Source organism: Advenella kashmirensis WT001 (assembly GCF_000219915.2).
Lineage (GTDB): Bacteria > Pseudomonadota > Gammaproteobacteria > Burkholderiales > Burkholderiaceae_B > Advenella > Advenella kashmirensis.
The window spans coordinates 3,231,807-3,247,466 of the sequence record NC_017964.1 but is presented as its reverse complement, the minus strand read 5'-3'; the positions used below and the strand labels follow the sequence as shown (position 1 = coordinate 3,247,466).

Annotated in this window: 15 protein-coding genes, 1 rRNA gene and 2 pseudogenes; 7 read left to right on the top strand and 11 right to left on the bottom strand. The window is 52.8% G+C overall.

What is annotated here, in order from left to right; all coding sequences use genetic code 11:
* Positions 1-17: 17 nt before the first annotated feature.
* Positions 18-129: ribosomal RNA gene (gene rrf / locus TKWG_RS15245) — 5S ribosomal RNA — on the top strand.
* Between the two features lie 395 nt (positions 130-524).
* On the opposite strand, the gene TKWG_RS15240 is transcribed toward rrf, so the two are convergent.
* A complete protein-coding gene (locus tag TKWG_RS15240; RefSeq protein ID WP_050981736.1) occupies positions 525-1,571 on the bottom strand; it encodes a LacI family DNA-binding transcriptional regulator in 1,047 nt (348 codons plus the stop codon).
* Between the two features lie 242 nt (positions 1,572-1,813).
* On the opposite strand from TKWG_RS15240, the gene hpsN reads away from it, so the two are divergent.
* From hpsN to TKWG_RS15220, 4 genes are all read left to right on the top strand, one after another.
* Positions 1,814-3,127: a sulfopropanediol 3-dehydrogenase gene (hpsN, locus tag TKWG_RS15235; RefSeq protein WP_041709574.1), complete on the top strand. Its 1,314-nt coding sequence runs from the start codon at positions 1,814-1,816 to the stop codon at positions 3,125-3,127.
* 132 nt (positions 3,128-3,259) lie between these two features.
* Complete coding sequence (locus tag TKWG_RS15230; protein WP_275450155.1) at positions 3,260-3,913, top strand: SDR family NAD(P)-dependent oxidoreductase; 654 nt, start codon at positions 3,260-3,262, stop codon at positions 3,911-3,913.
* Positions 3,914-3,992: 79 nt separating this feature from the next.
* Positions 3,993-5,360, top strand: a complete 1,368-nt coding sequence (locus TKWG_RS15225; RefSeq protein ID WP_014751691.1) for an MFS transporter — start codon at positions 3,993-3,995, stop codon at positions 5,358-5,360.
* Between the two features lie 52 nt (positions 5,361-5,412).
* Entirely contained in the window at positions 5,413-6,417 is a 1,005-nt protein-coding gene (locus tag TKWG_RS15220; protein WP_014751690.1) for a galactitol-1-phosphate 5-dehydrogenase, read from the top strand.
* Here the strand turns inward: TKWG_RS15220 and TKWG_RS15215 are convergent, their stop codons facing one another.
* From TKWG_RS15215 to TKWG_RS25205, 3 genes and pseudogenes are all read right to left on the bottom strand, one after another.
* Positions 6,418-8,016, bottom strand: a complete 1,599-nt coding sequence (locus TKWG_RS15215) for a TonB-dependent receptor (RefSeq protein WP_014751689.1) — start codon at positions 8,014-8,016, stop codon at positions 6,418-6,420.
* Positions 8,017-8,135: 119 nt separating this feature from the next.
* A pseudogene (locus TKWG_RS25210) lies at positions 8,136-8,216 on the bottom strand (hypothetical protein); the annotation flags it as partial.
* Positions 8,197-8,619, bottom strand: coding sequence for a Plug domain-containing protein (locus TKWG_RS25205; protein WP_238534193.1), 423 nt, complete (start codon positions 8,617-8,619; stop codon positions 8,197-8,199). The gene TKWG_RS25205 and the pseudogene TKWG_RS25210, both read right to left, overlap by 20 nt.
* Before the next feature lie 281 nt (positions 8,620-8,900).
* On the opposite strand from TKWG_RS25205, the gene TKWG_RS15205 reads away from it, so the two are divergent.
* Entirely contained in the window at positions 8,901-9,215 is a 315-nt protein-coding gene (locus tag TKWG_RS15205; protein WP_014751686.1) for a DsrE family protein, read from the top strand.
* A gap of 99 nt (positions 9,216-9,314) precedes the next feature.
* On the opposite strand, the gene TKWG_RS25200 is transcribed toward TKWG_RS15205, so the two are convergent.
* The 6 genes and pseudogenes from TKWG_RS25200 to TKWG_RS15180 all read right to left on the bottom strand — a co-directional run bounded on the left by TKWG_RS25200 (position 9,315) and on the right by TKWG_RS15180 (position 13,918).
* The gene (locus TKWG_RS25200; protein WP_238534192.1) at positions 9,315-9,941 is read right to left on the bottom strand and encodes an MFS transporter; all 627 of its coding nucleotides are present in this window, start codon (positions 9,939-9,941) and stop codon (positions 9,315-9,317) included.
* A gap of 23 nt (positions 9,942-9,964) precedes the next feature.
* The gene (locus TKWG_RS25195) at positions 9,965-10,543 is read right to left on the bottom strand and encodes an MFS transporter (protein ID WP_238534190.1); all 579 of its coding nucleotides are present in this window, start codon (positions 10,541-10,543) and stop codon (positions 9,965-9,967) included.
* Between the two features lie 82 nt (positions 10,544-10,625).
* Positions 10,626-10,970: an L-rhamnose mutarotase gene (locus TKWG_RS15195; protein WP_014751685.1), complete on the bottom strand. Its 345-nt coding sequence runs from the start codon at positions 10,968-10,970 to the stop codon at positions 10,626-10,628.
* 14 nt (positions 10,971-10,984) lie between these two features.
* Entirely contained in the window at positions 10,985-11,761 is a 777-nt protein-coding gene (locus tag TKWG_RS15190) for an SDR family oxidoreductase (RefSeq protein ID WP_014751684.1), read from the bottom strand.
* Between the two features lie 20 nt (positions 11,762-11,781).
* Entirely contained in the window at positions 11,782-12,606 is an 825-nt protein-coding gene (locus TKWG_RS15185) for an amidohydrolase family protein (protein WP_014751683.1), read from the bottom strand.
* 35 nt (positions 12,607-12,641) lie between these two features.
* Positions 12,642-13,918 (bottom strand): annotated as a pseudogene (locus tag TKWG_RS15180) (L-fuconate dehydratase).
* A gap of 147 nt (positions 13,919-14,065) precedes the next feature.
* On the opposite strand from TKWG_RS15180, the gene TKWG_RS15175 reads away from it, so the two are divergent.
* Positions 14,066-14,791: a FadR/GntR family transcriptional regulator gene (locus TKWG_RS15175; RefSeq protein WP_014751680.1), complete on the top strand. Its 726-nt coding sequence runs from the start codon at positions 14,066-14,068 to the stop codon at positions 14,789-14,791.
* A 129-nt stretch (positions 14,792-14,920) separates the two neighbouring features.
* Here the strand turns inward: TKWG_RS15175 and TKWG_RS15170 are convergent, their stop codons facing one another.
* The gene (locus TKWG_RS15170) at positions 14,921-15,196 is read right to left on the bottom strand and encodes an SWIB/MDM2 domain-containing protein (RefSeq protein WP_014751679.1); all 276 of its coding nucleotides are present in this window, start codon (positions 15,194-15,196) and stop codon (positions 14,921-14,923) included.
* Between the last annotated feature and the right edge of the window lie 464 nt (positions 15,197-15,660).

Here is a 15,660-nt window from a genome sequence, read left to right as displayed (position 1 = left end):
AGCCATACCAGCTTACGCTTGACGACCATAGCAAGGTGGACCCACTCCTTCCCTTCCCGAACAGGACAGTGAAACGCCTTTGCGCCGATGATAGTGATGGACATCTGTGAAAGTAGGTCATCGTCAGGCTTTTTATTCCTTCAAACGCCCCGCAATTATTCATTGCGGGGCGTTTGTGCTTTGTGGTCACCGGTTTTTATTTAATCTTAAACAGGCTTCTGATGCCCGTATAACAAGCGCTTGCTCTTATACCCGAATGCTCGGGATGAGGCGCCGCCACACACTACACCGAGCGCACTGCATCCAGCCTTTACGCTGACCCCCCTCGCTTCTTAGTTCCAGGCTCTGTTCCCCAACGCGGTGATTGAACTACATCGAATTTCTTGCTTCCAGGTTCGGCAGAGATTCACCAGAACTTTGATCATTCTGACTTGAGCCCTCTCTATATCATCCTCTGGCTCACTGTATTCTCTACAATTGAAGCACGCAATGACGCCCATATGTGCTTGCAGCCACTTGTAGATTTATCCGGATTTTGATTTGTTTGCTGAAATGGCAATAGGCACCTCTGGCGGCTGACTCGTAGTGCCCCGGACAATCAGTTCAATATCCAGGCATACGGAAACCGGTTGCGCATCCTTTTCGATCCATTCCAGTATCGAATGGGCGCATTCAATACCCAATTCATAAGTCGGCAACTGCACCGTGGTCAATCCTGGGGGTAGATGCGACACTATGGGCAAATTATCGCAGCCGACAATAGAAAGATCCCGGGGCAATTGAACCCCGTGTTTTTGTGCTTCGAACATGCATCCCATTGCCAATACATCATTACCGCAAAAAATGGCAGTGGGGGGCACGGGCAATTGCATCAAACGCGCCCAACCAGAGCGGCCCCCGGCAAAACCAAAGGGCTGTTCAATCAGATTGCGTTTGTCAAATGCAATGTCGTTGCGCTGCAAGGTGTTGATGAATCCTTCTGCACGTTGTCGCGCCCGGTCGTTATGGCGGGTGTAGCCGGAAATCATGCCAAATTGCCTGTGCCCCAGTGCAACAAGATGTTCGGCTGCCAATTGACCAATAAGGCGATTATCGAAAGCCACCGATGGATAGCTTTCGTGGGTAGCCCAGGCAACGAGCAACGGTGTCCGACTGCGCCGGACCAGGTCCCATGTTGTTTCTGCGTGATGTGTGCCAACCAGCACCAGCGCATCTATTCGTGTTTCCAGCAGGGCACGGACCTGTTGCGCTTCAGTTTCGAGATTGTATTCATGAGCTGCTATCAGGAGCTGGTAACCATGCGCAGCCAGCGTCGTTTGCAGGCCTTGGACGGCCAGCGCAAATATTGAATTATCCAGAGTGGGGACAACCATGCCGACCGTGTGACCTTGGCCCGACGCCAGGGCGCGGGCTGAGCCATCCATAAAGTAATTCAACTCATCAATGGCACGCTGGACCCGTTCGCGGGTAGCGGGCTTGACCGAGTCTGGATTCGATAGGGTACGGGATACAGTGGCAACTGACACTCCTGCCAGGGATGCAACGTCAGCGATGCGCGCCCGGTGTTTCATGGCTGGCCTTTTGTCTTTGTTCATAAACAGAACGTATTATAAGCCGCTGCCTGGCGAAAACTTATTATTTAAACATTGACGCGCTAGCAATCCTTAACTACAATAAAATGTAAGCGCATACATTTAGTAGATCAATAGCGTATAAAATTATTCGAGACATAATATTATATTCAATAAATACAACGTACTATATTAATTAAATCTTTCGCTTTTATGAAAGCGAATACATTTTAGGATGAAAAATGGCGATTGAATACTTAAAGAAAGCAGACAAGACACCAGAGACGGAGACAGGCGCTGCAAGGGAGGTAGTTGACCAAATGCTGGCCGATATTCGGGCCGGTGGTGAAGTCGCGGTGCGCGAATACGCGAGCAAGCTGGATAAATGGACTGGAGAGATTGTGATGAGTGAAGCACAAATCAACCAGGCCACTCGGGATATTCCCACAGCCATTAAAAACGATATTGAGTTTGCTGTACGTCAGGTTTATGACTTCGCAGTAAGACAACGCGAGTCTATTGAGGAGTTTTCAGTTCAACTGCAGGGTGGTGTGACAGCTGGCCAGCGGGTATTGCCTGTAAACGTTGTTGGCTGTTATGCACCGGCCGGTCGCTATGCGCATATTGCGTCTGCCTATATGGGCGTGGCCACTGCCAAGGCGGCGGGTGTGAAAAATATTATTGCCTGCTCCAGCCCGTTTCGTGGTGGCGCCATGCATCCCTACGTGTTGTACGCGTTTCGCACTGCCGGCGCTGACACCATCATGACGCTCGGCGGCGTACAGGCAATCGCCAGCATGGCTTTTGGCCTGTTCACGGGGACTCCCGCAGATGTGGTGGTGGGGCCCGGTAATAAATTTGTTGCCGAGGCCAAGCGCAGTCTTTTTGGGCAGGTAGGAATTGATGTGTTCGCAGGGCCGTCAGAGGTTGCAGTGATTGCCGATGAAACTGCTGATCCGGAAATTGTCGCCAGTGATCTGGTGGGCCAGGCAGAGCACGGCCACGAATCACCAGCCTGGCTGTTTACGACCTCGCGTTCGCTAGCGAACAAAGTGGCGCAGCGTATACCGCAACTTATCGAGCAACTGCCAGGTCTGGCCAGGGACGCGGCGACCGCTGCTTGGCGTGACTATGGAGAAATTATCATTTGTGATACGCGCGAGGAAGTGGCAGAGGTTTCGGATAGATATGCATCGGAACACCTTGAAATTCAGGCAGAGGATCTGGATTGGTGGCTTGAGCGTCTGACGTGCTACGGTTCGCTGTTCCTGGGTGAAGAATCCACCGTGGCTTTTGGCGACAAATGCAGTGGACCGAATCACGTGTTGCCGACCAAGGGCGCGGCGCGATATTCGGGCGGGTTGTCTGTGCACAAATTCATGAAAACACTCACTTGGCAGCGTATGTCCAAGGATGCCGTGAGACAGATCGGTCAGGTAACCGCGCGCATTTCCCGGCTGGAGGGAATGGAAGCCCATGCTCGTACCGCGGACGATCGCCTGGCAAAATACTTTCCCGGTGAAACATTCGATTCCGGCCAGGCCGTGACTGTATAGGCGACGGACAGGAGACAATGATGAAAAATCGAGCTCTGTTCGATCTTTCCGGCCGGACAGCCTGGTGACCGGGGCAACTCCGGCATTGGCGCTGCCATCGCCAGAGGGCTGGGGCTGGCGGGCGCACAGTTGGTGTTAGTGGCCCGTCGCGAGCAGCCGTTGCGCGACCAGGTTGCGCTGCTGGCTGAAGATGGCATAAAGGCGCACTATTGCATTTGTGATTTGGCTGATCATTCGGCGCTGCAGGCTTGCGCCAGCGAGGCAGTAGCCAGCGCTGGGACGATCGATATTCTGGTCAATGCGGCGGGGGTTAATTTGCGTCAGCCGTTTGAGCAGGTGGATTACGAATCCTGGCGCTTGCAGATGGAACTTCATCTTGCAGCGCCATTTTTCTTTACCCAGGCGCTGGCGCCGGCGATGAAGAACAATGGCTGGGGACGCATCATCAATATTGCGTCTTTGCAGTCATACCGCGCGTTTGCACATAGCGCCCCTTATGGTGCGGCAAAAGGCGGCGTAGTACAGCTGACGCGTGCCATTGCCCAGGAGTGGTCGCCGCATGGCATTACCTGCAATGCAATTGGGCCGGGATTTTTTCCGACGCCGCTGACCGCCTCGGTCTTTGGCGATACTAGCCTGAGCCAGCAGCATGCAGCGCAAACCTGCATTGGTCGCAATGGTCAGTTGGAGGATTTGCATGGGGTTGCCGTGTTTCTGGCCAGCCAGGCATCAAGCTATATCACCGGACAGGTGATCATGGTCGATGGAGGTTACACAGCGAAGTAGGCAGTATTCTTGCGGCAGGATTTTGCCGTTCCTCAATATATATAAAAACAGAATAAAAGCGCTATGGAGCAGAGACAGCATGAACAATTCAGAACATGGACAGGCCCGCAGTAATCTACATCGGGCGACGATATCAAGCCTGTTTGGGTCGATTATCGAGTGGTACGATTTTTTCCTGTACGGCGTTGTCGCCGGGCTGGTGTTTGACAAGCTTTATTTCCCCGGGGAAAACGAATTTATATCCACAATGCTGGCTTACGGAACGTTCGCGCTGGGATTCGTTGCCAGGCCCCTGGGTGGCATCATATTCGGGCATTTCGGCGATACGGTCGGTCGCAAGAAAATGCTGATGCTCACGCTGTTGTTGATGGGCGGGGCCACTGTCGCAATCGGCTTCATTCCAACCTACGCGCAGATCGGCATCTGGGCGCCGATTCTATTGCTGTTCTTTCGCATTGTGCAGGGAATCGGCCTGGGTGGTGAATGGGGTGGGGCGGTGCTGATGACTTATGAATCGGCCCCACAAGCACAACGCGGATTTTTCAGTAGTATTCCCCAGACTGGTATGTCGCTGGGGCTGGTACTGGCCTCCGGTGTGGTGGGATTGTTGTCTTGGCAATTGAGCAATGAAGACTTTCTATCCTGGGGCTGGCGTGTTGCTTTTCTGTTAAGCGGCCTGATGGCGCTGGTGGGCGGTTATATTCGCAATCATGTGTCCGAGACGCCTGAATTTGAAGCAATGAAACAAAAGGCGACTGCGGAAAAAAGCGTTGAAAAGCCCGTGCTGCCACTGGTTGACACCCTGCGCCGATATCCTCGCATGATACTGGCATGCATGGGTGCGCGTATGATCGACGGCGTATTTTTTAATGTGTTCGGCGTCTATTCACTTAATTATCTGACTCGTGAACTGGATTTACCGCGCACGTATGCGTTGTTGGGCGTGATGATGAGCGCCGTATTGATGACCTGCTTTATCCCATTCTGGGGAGCGGTTGCTGATCGCGTCGGCAAGGCTCGCGTATACGGGCTGGGCGCATTGTTTGCATCGCTTTCGGCCTTCCCTGCGTTCTATGTCATGCAGACATTCTCTGACAATATCTATCTGGTCTGGCTTGCCATTATTATTCCGTTTGGCATATTCCATGCCGCGGTGTTTGGCACCATGTCGTCATTTTTCTCATCGTGCTTTGATGCGAAGGTGCGTTATACCGCAATTTCATTTGTGTACCAGTTGGCAGGAGTAGTGGCAGGCGGGCTCACGCCCATTATTGCAACCGTATTGACCGATATAAATGGCGGCGATCCATGGTTGTTGTGCCTGTATGTCCTGGCGGCTGGTCTGCTTAGCGTTGCGTGCACACGGTGGATTGCCCGGCATGTGCCGGACCAGGTCACATACGCACGCAGGGAACCGGCAGGCGCCGCGCAAACTTCAATATCTTGATTCAGTACCGGGTCCGGCGGAAGTCGGATCTGCACAAAAGGAGTTTTATCAAATGAAAGCACTGGTTTATACCGCACCCAATGAGATGGCGCTGCAAGAGCGGCCACGGCCGGAATTGCATGCGGGGGAAGTGGTCCTGCGCATCGAGGCCGCAGGCATTTGCGGCTCTGATATGCACGCCTATCATGGGCACGATCCCAGACGCAAGCCAGGCCTGGTCCTGGGACACGAGCTGGCAGCCATCGTAGCGGAAAGCGCAACAGACGCAATCAAAGTTGGTCAGAGAGTGACGGTCAACCCGCTGATTACCTGCGGTGTCTGTCAATATTGCTTGCAGGGCAGAGATAATTTATGCAGCAATCGTGGCATGGTAGGCATGTCGCGGGCCGGTGCGTTTGCGCAATTTATGTCGGTGCCTGGCAAATCGGTAATTCCCGTTCCTGCCGATATGAAGCCTGTGGTGGCGGCCCTGACTGAGCCTGCTGCCACGGTGCTGCATGCATTGAATCTGGCAATGGCAACGATGCATCGTCCTTTGCCGGAGGGGCGGGTGTTGGTGATCGGAGGTGGAGCAATTGGGCTGCTGACGGCAATTTTGCTGCGCGCCTACGGCTGCAAACACGTGGATCTGGCCGAAACCAATGCGTTGCGACGGGCATCCGCAGAAAAAAATGCCGGGTGCGCGACCATCGACCCGATAGCGACCACACCCCAGCAGGATTACTACGATCTGGTCGTGGATGCGGTTGGGGCAAAAGCCACGCGCAATACTGCGCTTAACAGCGTACGCCCAGGCGGCACGATAATGCATATCGGCTTGCAGGACTGGAGTAGCGAAATTGATATGCGCAAGTTGACTCTTGCGGAAATCACCTTGCTGGGTACCTATACGTACACCATGGCTGACATGTATGCCACTGTCAATGCCTTGCATAATGGCACTTTTGGAGATCTTTCCTGGGTAGAGACACGTTCCCTTGACGACGGTGTGACCGCATTTACCGAACTGGATCAGGGGAACATTGCTTCAGGAAAAGTAGTGCTGCTACCGCACTGATCAGAACTCCATTTCTGCCGAGAGCAGCACGGTACGCGGTGCTGCTGCAGTGGCCACGGTCAGTCTTGAACTGCTCGATAGCCAGTACTTCTTGTTAAAGACGTTCTCTACGCTGGCACGCAATGTGAGCGGGCGACCCTGGAATGTTGTGCGATAGCGTGCACTCAAGTCGTAGCGTGTCCACGATGGCAGTGTGAGGGTGTTTTCTGCATCATAGGGGGTTGCTGCAGTGTGAATGGCGCGTGCGCCCACGCTCAAGCCAGGCACCCAGGGCAAGTCCCAATCGGCTGCCAGGTTGAACGTGCGCTTCGGTACGCCATTGGCCCGGTTGCCCTGGTTGACGCCTCCCGCCGTGCGGCGCAGTTTGGCATTATAAAAAGTGGCGCTGGCCAATAGGCGTAAACCGTCGGTCACTTCACCGACAGCGGATAATTCCACACCGCGATTACGCTGTTCGCCGTCGTAACTGTAGATATTGGTGTCCGGGTCGGTAATTGCGTTGGGACGATCTACCTGGAAAACCGAGACGGTGGTCATGATGCGACCCCAGTCTACTTTTACGCCGGCTTCATACTGCTTGGACTTGTACGGCGCAAACACTTCACCGGCATTGGCAGCAGTGGCCGGGGCCGTACCGCCCGTGCTCAGGCCCGAGGTAAAGTTGCCGTATATCGACACATTGTCCAGCGGACGAACGACAATACCGAAAAGCGGCGATACCGCGCTTTCATTATAGGATGAGGTCACCGTACCTGCGATGTTGAAATTCTCCGACTTAACCTGTTGCCTGCGCAGGCCGCCGGTAATCAGGATGCGATCGTTTGCAAATGAAAGCGTGTCGGTCAGGGAAATGCTGGAGTGCTGGGTTTCTGAATTCCTGCTGGGTGACTGGCGATCGCCCGTCATAGGAATCAATCGCACCGGATCATAGATATTGGAGTCGATCTTCTGACTCAATGGCGCTGATAGGTAGAAGCTACCCGCTTCTGTTTTGAGAATCGAGCCTGACAGCGTCACCAGGTGGTTGATGCCGAAGGTATTGAAGTTCGCACGCGCGCCGATCTCTGCAGTTCGGTTGCGCGAATAGGCGTCATACCATGAATTGATGACCCGGAAGTTACCCAAATCGTCGACGGCATCGGTCGTGCGTGCAGAAGGGAAGTCCTGCTCACTGGCGCCGTAGTGGTAGCCTGCTGCGGCATATACCATCAACCGGTCGGATATATCGTATTCCAGTCGCGAGGCAATGGTGGAGTCGCGAATCGTCAGGTCGGCGCCGGAATAGATGGCGCGATGACCGGACGGGGCGGCGGGAATACTTGCATTATCTGGATGGAATCCGGTCTGCGCACGAAAGTTATCAACGTTTTCACGTTGTGCGTATGTGTCCAGGGACCATCGCAGTTTGGCCGAGCGGTAGTCCAGCGATAATGCGCCAAGGGCAAATTTCTGGCGACCGTCGTCCAGGCTTGTTTTGCCATTGCGGTATACGCCGTTGAACCGGATACCCCATTGCTTGTCATCGCCAAAGCGGCGTCCCATGTCCAGATGCGCGCCCAGGATTGACTTGCTTTCGTATGTGGTCGTCAGTCGGGTCAAGGGTTCATCGTCGGCACGCTTGGTTACGATATTGATGTTTCCGCCGATACTGCCGTTGGGCTGATGCCATACATCAGGGTACCCGGCCCCTTGAGCACTTCAACCCGTTCCATCATGGCCGTCGGCATGCGGTTGGAAGAGGCCAGACCATATAGCCCGTTAAAGCCGACATCACGGCTGTCAACATTGAAGCCTCGGATCTGGAAGTCTTCGCTGAAGACTGCCCGTTGACGTCATCACGCGTACAGATGCTTCGTTGACCACCACATCGGCCAGTGTGCGGGCTTGCTGGTCGTTAAGAAATTGGGATGTGTAATTAGTGGTGCTAAAGGGCGTATCCATGACATCAGACGAACCCAGCACGCCCAGACCACCGCCGCGCGCGAGCTGCCCGCCTGCGTAGGGTACGGGAAGCGCATCCTCGGCGGCGCTTGCCATGATGGGGGTCAACTGCACGACGCTGCTCTGGGCGTAAGCCGCCACTGGTAATCCCAGGACAGAGACACTCAGGGTATTGACCACCAGCCGGTTCATAAGCGAGGCCGAAGTCGGCAATATTGTTTCGGAGGAGGAAACGAGCCGTGCTGGCTGAGCGGTTCTCATGAACTGGCCTTCAATTAATTTGGAAAGGGCAAATTATATAACAATAATAATAATGATTATCAGTATTCTTATCGTTTTTTCGTTCATGCGTATATGACCGATGAAGGCAGTGGATCATGCGACCGTAGGGCGGGATTATTCAATTTTCGAATTTCGTCGGCACGGTGGGTGCCGGGCGTTGCTTGGCATGCGGCCGAGCTGCTATGGGCAGGGTACAGGCGGGCAACGCTCGCGCCGGTTGTTTATTGATGAGACAATGGACTTTTTCAAGGTGGAGTGTGATGAGTGATCAAGCTGTTCTGAAAGTGGTGCTGCATGCGCCAACCGCAGATGCGCTGCAGCGTGCCCGCAGCAATGCCGGCAACCTGTTGCGCGAGGAGCCGGGCGCACACGTTAAAATCGTGCTCAATGCCCAGGCGGCAATTGCTGCCCTGGATGAGCCGCAAGAGGCACTTGATGCCATCACCTGGTTATGTCCAAACACCCTGAATCGGGCCAATCGCCAGAACAGAGCGCCACTGCAGGTGCTTGCACATGGGGCTATTCTTGAACTTGCCCGGTTGCAGCAGGATGGATGGGCTTACATCCGGACCTGATCGGCAACGCACAATTTATGTTGAATCTTCTTCGTCATAACGTGCGACGCGGCCAGCTTGCGCTGGCCACACCACAAGGCATGTGCAAATATTGATCGCTTATACTGTTTTGGCGCTAAGCCTGTCATACAGTGCGGCGTAGACCGCTACAATAATGAAGCAAACTAAAGGCAGGCCGTAGGAGAGCGCGGTATGATGGCCGTCGGCGATTTTTCCCATAAAGTAAGGCATCACGGCGCCGCCCACGATGGCCATAATCATAAACGAGCTGCCAATTTTTGTTTTGGACCCCAGGTTTTTTACGCCCATGGCAAAAATCGTGGGAAACATAATGGACATGAAAAAGAAAATCCCAATGGCAGCAATACTGGCCACACCCGGGGCGCCTGTCATGACGATGCCGCAGAGCACGATGTTGATAATCCCGTAGATAGCCAGCAGGCGAGAAGCCGGAATGCGTGTCATGATACCGGTACTGACAAAGCGGCCGATCATAAATGCCAGCAAACCTATCGAGAGCAGATATGAGGCGTCTTTGGCTTCAAATCCACTCCAAGTCTCCAAAGTGAGATTAATAAAGAATGCGCCCACTCCAACCTGAGCGGCAACATAGAAGAACTGAGTAATCACACCGCCGATAAACTCCCTGTGTGAGGTGAGTGAACGCTGGTTGGCTGAAGCGTTTTTTTCGTCGAGTGCGCTTTCGACATCGCGCAGATCCGGCAACTTGGTGCGAGCAAACAGAATGATCAATAATAAGACAACAACGGCAATAGCGACATAAGTGATAGTAACTGCACCATTCTGGGCGCTGCCTGTTCGGTAGATGTGCCTTCGAAGAAAAACAGGCCGCCGATGAGCGGGCCGCAGAACTGGCCAAAGCCGTTGAACGACTGGGATAGATTGAGCCTTGTTTCCGCCGTCTCCGGTGCTCCCAGTGCTGATGCGTAGGGGTTGGCTGCTGTTTCCAGAAAGCCCAGACCGCAAGCCAGCACAAATAATGCAAACAGAAAAAAGGGAAAAGTCATGGCGCTGGATGCGGGTACAAAGAGCAATGCGCCGATGGCATAGAGTGAGAGACCAGTAATAATGCCGGCCTTATATCCTTTTTTTGATATGAACATGCCAGCAGGCAGTGCAATGATGAAATAGGCACCAAAGTATGCGGCCTGCAGTAACCCGGATTGCGCCTTGGAAATATGCAAAGCATCCTGGAAGTGTTTGTTGAGCACATCCAGTAGACCATAGGATAGGCCCCACATAAAGAAGAGCGTTGTAACCAAAATGAATCCGGTGCGGTAGCGAGGATCGGTGATGGCGTGTTTCATTGATATCTCCGTTGTTGATCTTGATTTTTTTATCGTTGGTATGGTTTGAATGGTTCTGGCATACCTGATACAGCAACATGCCTTATTGCATTTTCAGGTCAAATATTTTTTCCATGGCTATCCATTTTTCGCCGGTCGGCGTCCACGGCGTTGGCAGTTGAAACTGCCACATCAAGGTTTCCCATTCCTTGACTCTGGGCTCGGTCGCTGCGATAGCGGCCGCGTGCTGAGGACTGTAGGTGTCGTCAACTTCCATAATCATGAATAGCCGCGTGCCGATGTGCCAGATCTGCATGTCCATGATGCCGCAAGCGTAAATATTGGCTTTGACTTCAGGCCAGATTTTCCTGTGCAGCGCTATATAAGTTTGGATTTTTTCCGGATCATCTACCAGATCCAGAGCCAGGCAATATCGTTGAAGTGTCATGCCTTATCTCTGCGTCAGGAAATGGCACGATCAAGGTGGGTATAGCCGCCGTCTACGAATAGACATTCGCCTGTTGTATGCGACGATCGATCCGACAGCAGGAAGACCACGGTGTTGGCGATCTCGCGTGGTGTGGTCATGCGCTTTTCAAATGGAATGCGCGCGGTTATGGCTGCCAGTTTTTCCTGCGGGTTTTCAAAGCTGCTGATCCACGATTCGTATAGTGGTGTCATCACTTCGGCGGGGATCACGGCATTGACCCGGATTTTATCGTTCAGCAGCGCCACGGCCCATTCACGAGTCAGCGCAAGTCGCCCGCCGTTGGCAGCGCAATAGCCACTGGTTTGTCCCTGGCCGGTGATGGCCGTTTTTGAACCTATATTGACGATACTGCCTTGGCTGTTTTTCAGATAGGGCAGGGCATGGTGAACGATGGTAAAGTAGTGCACCAGATTTTTTTCAAGCGACAGACGGAACTCATCTACGCTTGCGGTAAGCGCAATATTATCATTGACTCCGGCGTTGTTGACGACGCCGTCGATACGACCATATTGCTCTGCCGTAGTGCTGATCGCGGACTGACACGCGGCCTCGTCCATCAGGTCCAGTTGCCGGAAGGCATATCCTGATGCAGACTCGGACAGTTTCTCGTGTAGTGACGGTGACAAGGGTGAGCGTGCGAAAATGACAGGGATGGCCCCTTCCTCTGCCAGCGTCAGGCTGATAGCTTCGCCAATGCCTGATCCGCCACCCGTTACGATAATAACTTTATCTTTCAAATTCAGATCCATTTGTCTCTTTCGTCCTTCAATTACAGTTGGTATATTTTGACAGGCGTCGCCAGTTGTATCTGGTGAGCTTCGGCTTGCGGCAGATGGCGTGTGTTTTCTTTCCAGTAGGCCAGCAAGTCTGCATATGAATGGGTTGCCGACGACACGGGCCAGTCAGAGCCCCACAAGAGGCGTTCCGAACCGAAGAGTGTCCAGACCGCGTCGACATAAGGCTGCAGATCAGCGGCAGACGCATTTGTTCCTGCTTCTGTTACCAGGCCCGATATTTTTACTACGACGTGCGGCAAAGTAGCGAGCTTGCGCATATGTACCTGCCACCAGTCAAACGCCGCCTGACCCGCAAACGCGGGTTTGCACAGATGGTCAATGACAAGCCAGTGCTTGTCGTGGCGCATGCAGAAACTGACTACCGCGGGCAGGTCGGCTTGGTGAGCGAGTACTTCATAAATGTACTTGCGCTGCTGCATTACCCGAACGCCATGTTGCAGGCCGGCGTGTTCGCTCAGATAGAGTGAAGGCTGCGGCTCGTCCTGGATCAGATGGCGAAAGCCTTTAATCAGGGCATGGCTGGCAGCGGCCTCCAGTTGCGGTTCAATGCAGGCATCAAAATCACACCAGCCAATGACACCTTTGATGATGGGAAAGTCCTGCGCCAGTTGCAGCAGAAAACTATTTTCGCTAAGTGTGGGGCGGGCCTGCACCGCAATGAGACCGGTGATGTGTTCCGCGGTGAGTGCGGCTAGATCGCACGGCAGGCGGTTTTGTTTCAGCGATGGTTGGTGGTCGCCGATCCAGGGGAACTCATCACGGTTGTAATTCCAGAAGTGAACATGCGTATCGATCATAAACTGTCCCGTGGTTATTTTTCGATTTGCGCAGATCAGGCTACAAAAGCATACTGGCGACGAGACTCGGGCTTCATTTCGATACTGAAGCCGGGGGCTGTGGGCGGCATATATGCCGCATTCCGGATCACGCACGGATGTACAAAGTGTTCATGCAGATGATCTACGTATTCGGTGACCCGACCTTCGCGTGTTCCCGAAAAGCACAGGTAGTCAATCATGGATAAATGCTGAACGTACTCGCACAATCCGACGCCGCCTGCGTGCGGGCAGACCGCAAGCTTGAACTTCGCAGCCAGCAGCAATACGGCGAGTACTTCATTGACGCCACCCATGCGGCAGGCGTCAATCTGCACGATGTCAATCGCCTGGCGGCTCATAAACTGTTTGAACATAATCCGGTTCTGACACATTTCGCCTGTGGCCACCTGTATAGGGGCGATGGCTTGGCGGATTTGACGGTGCGCTTCGATATCGTCGGGACTGGTGGGTTCTTCAATAAACCAAGGGTTGGCAAAAGCCAATTGCCGAACCCAGTCGACGGCCTGATCGGTTTCCCAGATTTGATTGGCATCAATCATAAGCTTGCGTTGTGGACCGATAATGTCCCGCGCAATGCGGACACGGCGTTTATCGTCTTCCAGATCACGTCCGACTTTGAGCTTGATGTGATTGAAGCCTGATCAATTGCTTCCTGACACAGATGGGCCAGCTTGTCATCGCTGTAACCCAGCCAGCCGGCTGATGTGGTATAGCAGGGATAACCTTCGGTCTGAAGCAAGGCTTCCCGTTCCGATTTTGCCTGAGCACGATCGCGGAGCAACTGTAGTGCTTCGTCGCGGCCAATGGTATCGGTCAGATAGCGCAAATCAATGCAATCGAGCAATTGTTCCGGACTCATATCAGCAACCAGCTTCCATACCGGTTTGCCTTCCATTTTTGCCCAGAGGTCCCAAAGGGCGTTGACGACAGCGCCGGTAGCCAGATGCATGGCGCCCTTGTCGGGGCCGATCCAGCGCAACTGGCTGTCGCCGGTGAGCTTGCGCCACATATCGGCGGGAGATGCTTTGACGCTATCCATATCAAGGCCGATGACCAGATGACGCATCGCTTCAATGGATTTGCAGCAAATTTCATTGCCCCTGCCTATGGTGAACGTCAAGCCATGACCGGCCAGAGAGGGGGCGTCGGTGTGCAGGATGACGTAAGCGGCTGAATAGTCCGGGTCCGGATTCATCGCATCGGATCCGTCAAGCAGCGTTGATGTCGGAAAGCGGATGTCCAGCACTTCCAATTGGGTGATCTTTGTCATGGTGTCTCCTCTAACGCTATAATGTCTCGCGACCAGACCAATTTTTAAATTTAATCTAATTTGGTCAGGCCAATTTAATTGGTCTGTACAATTTAGGCGAAATTTTAGTGGTTTGCAAGTTTTTTCGATCAATTATTAGAGTCATACATGGAAAGTGATCGCGTTTACCAACGGATTGCCGCAAGCATCCGCGAAAAAATCCTGAATAATAGTTATCCGGTTTCCAGTCGTATTCCACCCGAAAGAGAACTGGCCAGCCAGTTCCAGGTAAGTCGCACTTCGGTGCGGGAAGCGATTATTGCACTTGAGGTTTCCGGTTGGGTCGAGGTCAGATTGGGTAGTGGTGTGTATGTGCGGCAACGTGACCCGGCCCAGGTAAATCATGAAGACCCGCCAGTGCATCCAAAGTTGTTACCTCACCTTGCTACGGCGACTGAAGTGACGCCATTTGAATTACTGCAGGCGCGTCTTTTGCTGGAGCCGGAAATTGCGGCGCTGGCAGCCCGAAGACGTAGCGATGAACAAATGCAGGCAATTAAAGATGCGTACCTGATGAATGTTCAGGATAATCTCAATCGCTCGCAGGATCACATCGGTGACCGGCTGTTTCACATTCGTATTGCCGAAGCAGCTGAAAATGGTGCCTATGCTTTTTTTGTGCGGTATCTTCTGGGAAAACAATATACTGAGCTGTTTGGCAGGCTACAGCAACTGTACACACCGGATGATATGCCCTTGCGGTCTCAATTGGAACATCATCATATCTTGCTTGCACTGGAACAGCAGGATGCAGACGGTGCCAGACGGGCTATGCATGTGCATTTGACAAATGTGATCCGGATTTTTATGCGCAGCGTCGAAAGCGGATCGTGATAAGGACTTGGGCGTCGGGCGAAAATGGCATTATGACCGCAGCTGGTGCTGTGCGGTCGCCTCGGTTAGCAAGGGACGAAAAAAAACGAACCCATGGGATTCGTTTTTTAACCGGCAATGCACATCTGATTATTTCAGGTGTGTGCTGACCAGTTTTGTCATTTCGAACATGCTGACCTGGTCTTTACCGAAAATGGGGCGCAGTTTCGCGTCGGCATTAATGTTGCGACGGTTTTTAGGATCCTGCAGATCGTGTTTTTTGATGTATTCCCAGATTTTCTTGGTCACTTCTGTACGAGGTAACGGATCACTGCCGATTACTTGAGCCAGCTCAGCGCTGGGAGTCAGCGGTTTCATGAAAGCTGCGTTTGGCTTACGGGCTGGTTTTTCTGAAGTTGTTGCCATATTTGTAAATCTCCATAAAGGCGTGTGTATATTCGTACATGGAAGAGAATAACGTGTAATTTGCCTCTTGCATAGTTTTTTTTTATGCGAAATTGAAGAAAATTACAGATATTGTTTTTTGAAAGCAAAATAAAAGAAATTAGATTGAATAGACTGTTTTTTGTGCGATTTTTCTGATTTTTTTGAAAATGACCGATTTGTTAAGAATTATTAGCATTGTCGTGCATAAGCCGCTTTGATCGGCCTCTGCGGCGTTTTGTTCAGCCTGCGGTCAGTGTAAACGGTCGCTGCCTGTATCGGCCAGCAGACCCTGCGGTGCAATACCAACTGCTGGCGGCGCTGTGGCTGCGCAAAATTTGCTCAAAAACGCAGCCTTGCACGGACCGTCGTCTTTGCTTCTATATGCAGCCGATGCGCCAGCCCGAAATTTGCCCGCGGTTTTCTGTATAGTATTGGTCATCAAA

What these genes read in the sequence shown, in the direction of transcription:
- TKWG_RS15240 (WP_050981736.1), bottom strand. Translation starts at nt 1,571, where the DNA reads ATGAAACACCGGGCGCGCATCGCTGACGTTGCATCCCTGGCAGGAGTG.
- hpsN (WP_041709574.1), top strand. Translation starts at nt 1,814, where the DNA reads ATGGCGATTGAATACTTAAAGAAAGCAGACAAGACACCAGAGACGGAG.
- TKWG_RS15225 (WP_014751691.1), top strand. Translation starts at nt 3,993, where the DNA reads ATGAACAATTCAGAACATGGACAGGCCCGCAGTAATCTACATCGGGCG.
- TKWG_RS15220 (WP_014751690.1), top strand. Translation starts at nt 5,413, where the DNA reads ATGAAAGCACTGGTTTATACCGCACCCAATGAGATGGCGCTGCAAGAG.
- TKWG_RS25205 (WP_238534193.1), bottom strand. Translation starts at nt 8,619, where the DNA reads ATGAGAACCGCTCAGCCAGCACGGCTCGTTTCCTCCTCCGAAACAATA.
- TKWG_RS15205 (WP_014751686.1), top strand. Translation starts at nt 8,901, where the DNA reads ATGAGTGATCAAGCTGTTCTGAAAGTGGTGCTGCATGCGCCAACCGCA.
- TKWG_RS25195 (WP_238534190.1), bottom strand. Translation starts at nt 10,543, where the DNA reads ATGAAACACGCCATCACCGATCCTCGCTACCGCACCGGATTCATTTTG.
- TKWG_RS15195 (WP_014751685.1), bottom strand. Translation starts at nt 10,970, where the DNA reads ATGACACTTCAACGATATTGCCTGGCTCTGGATCTGGTAGATGATCCG.
- TKWG_RS15190 (WP_014751684.1), bottom strand. Translation starts at nt 11,761, where the DNA reads ATGGATCTGAATTTGAAAGATAAAGTTATTATCGTAACGGGTGGCGGA.
- TKWG_RS15185 (WP_014751683.1), bottom strand. Translation starts at nt 12,606, where the DNA reads ATGATCGATACGCATGTTCACTTCTGGAATTACAACCGTGATGAGTTC.
- TKWG_RS15175 (WP_014751680.1), top strand. Translation starts at nt 14,066, where the DNA reads ATGGAAAGTGATCGCGTTTACCAACGGATTGCCGCAAGCATCCGCGAA.
- TKWG_RS15170 (WP_014751679.1), bottom strand. Translation starts at nt 15,196, where the DNA reads ATGGCAACAACTTCAGAAAAACCAGCCCGTAAGCCAAACGCAGCTTTC.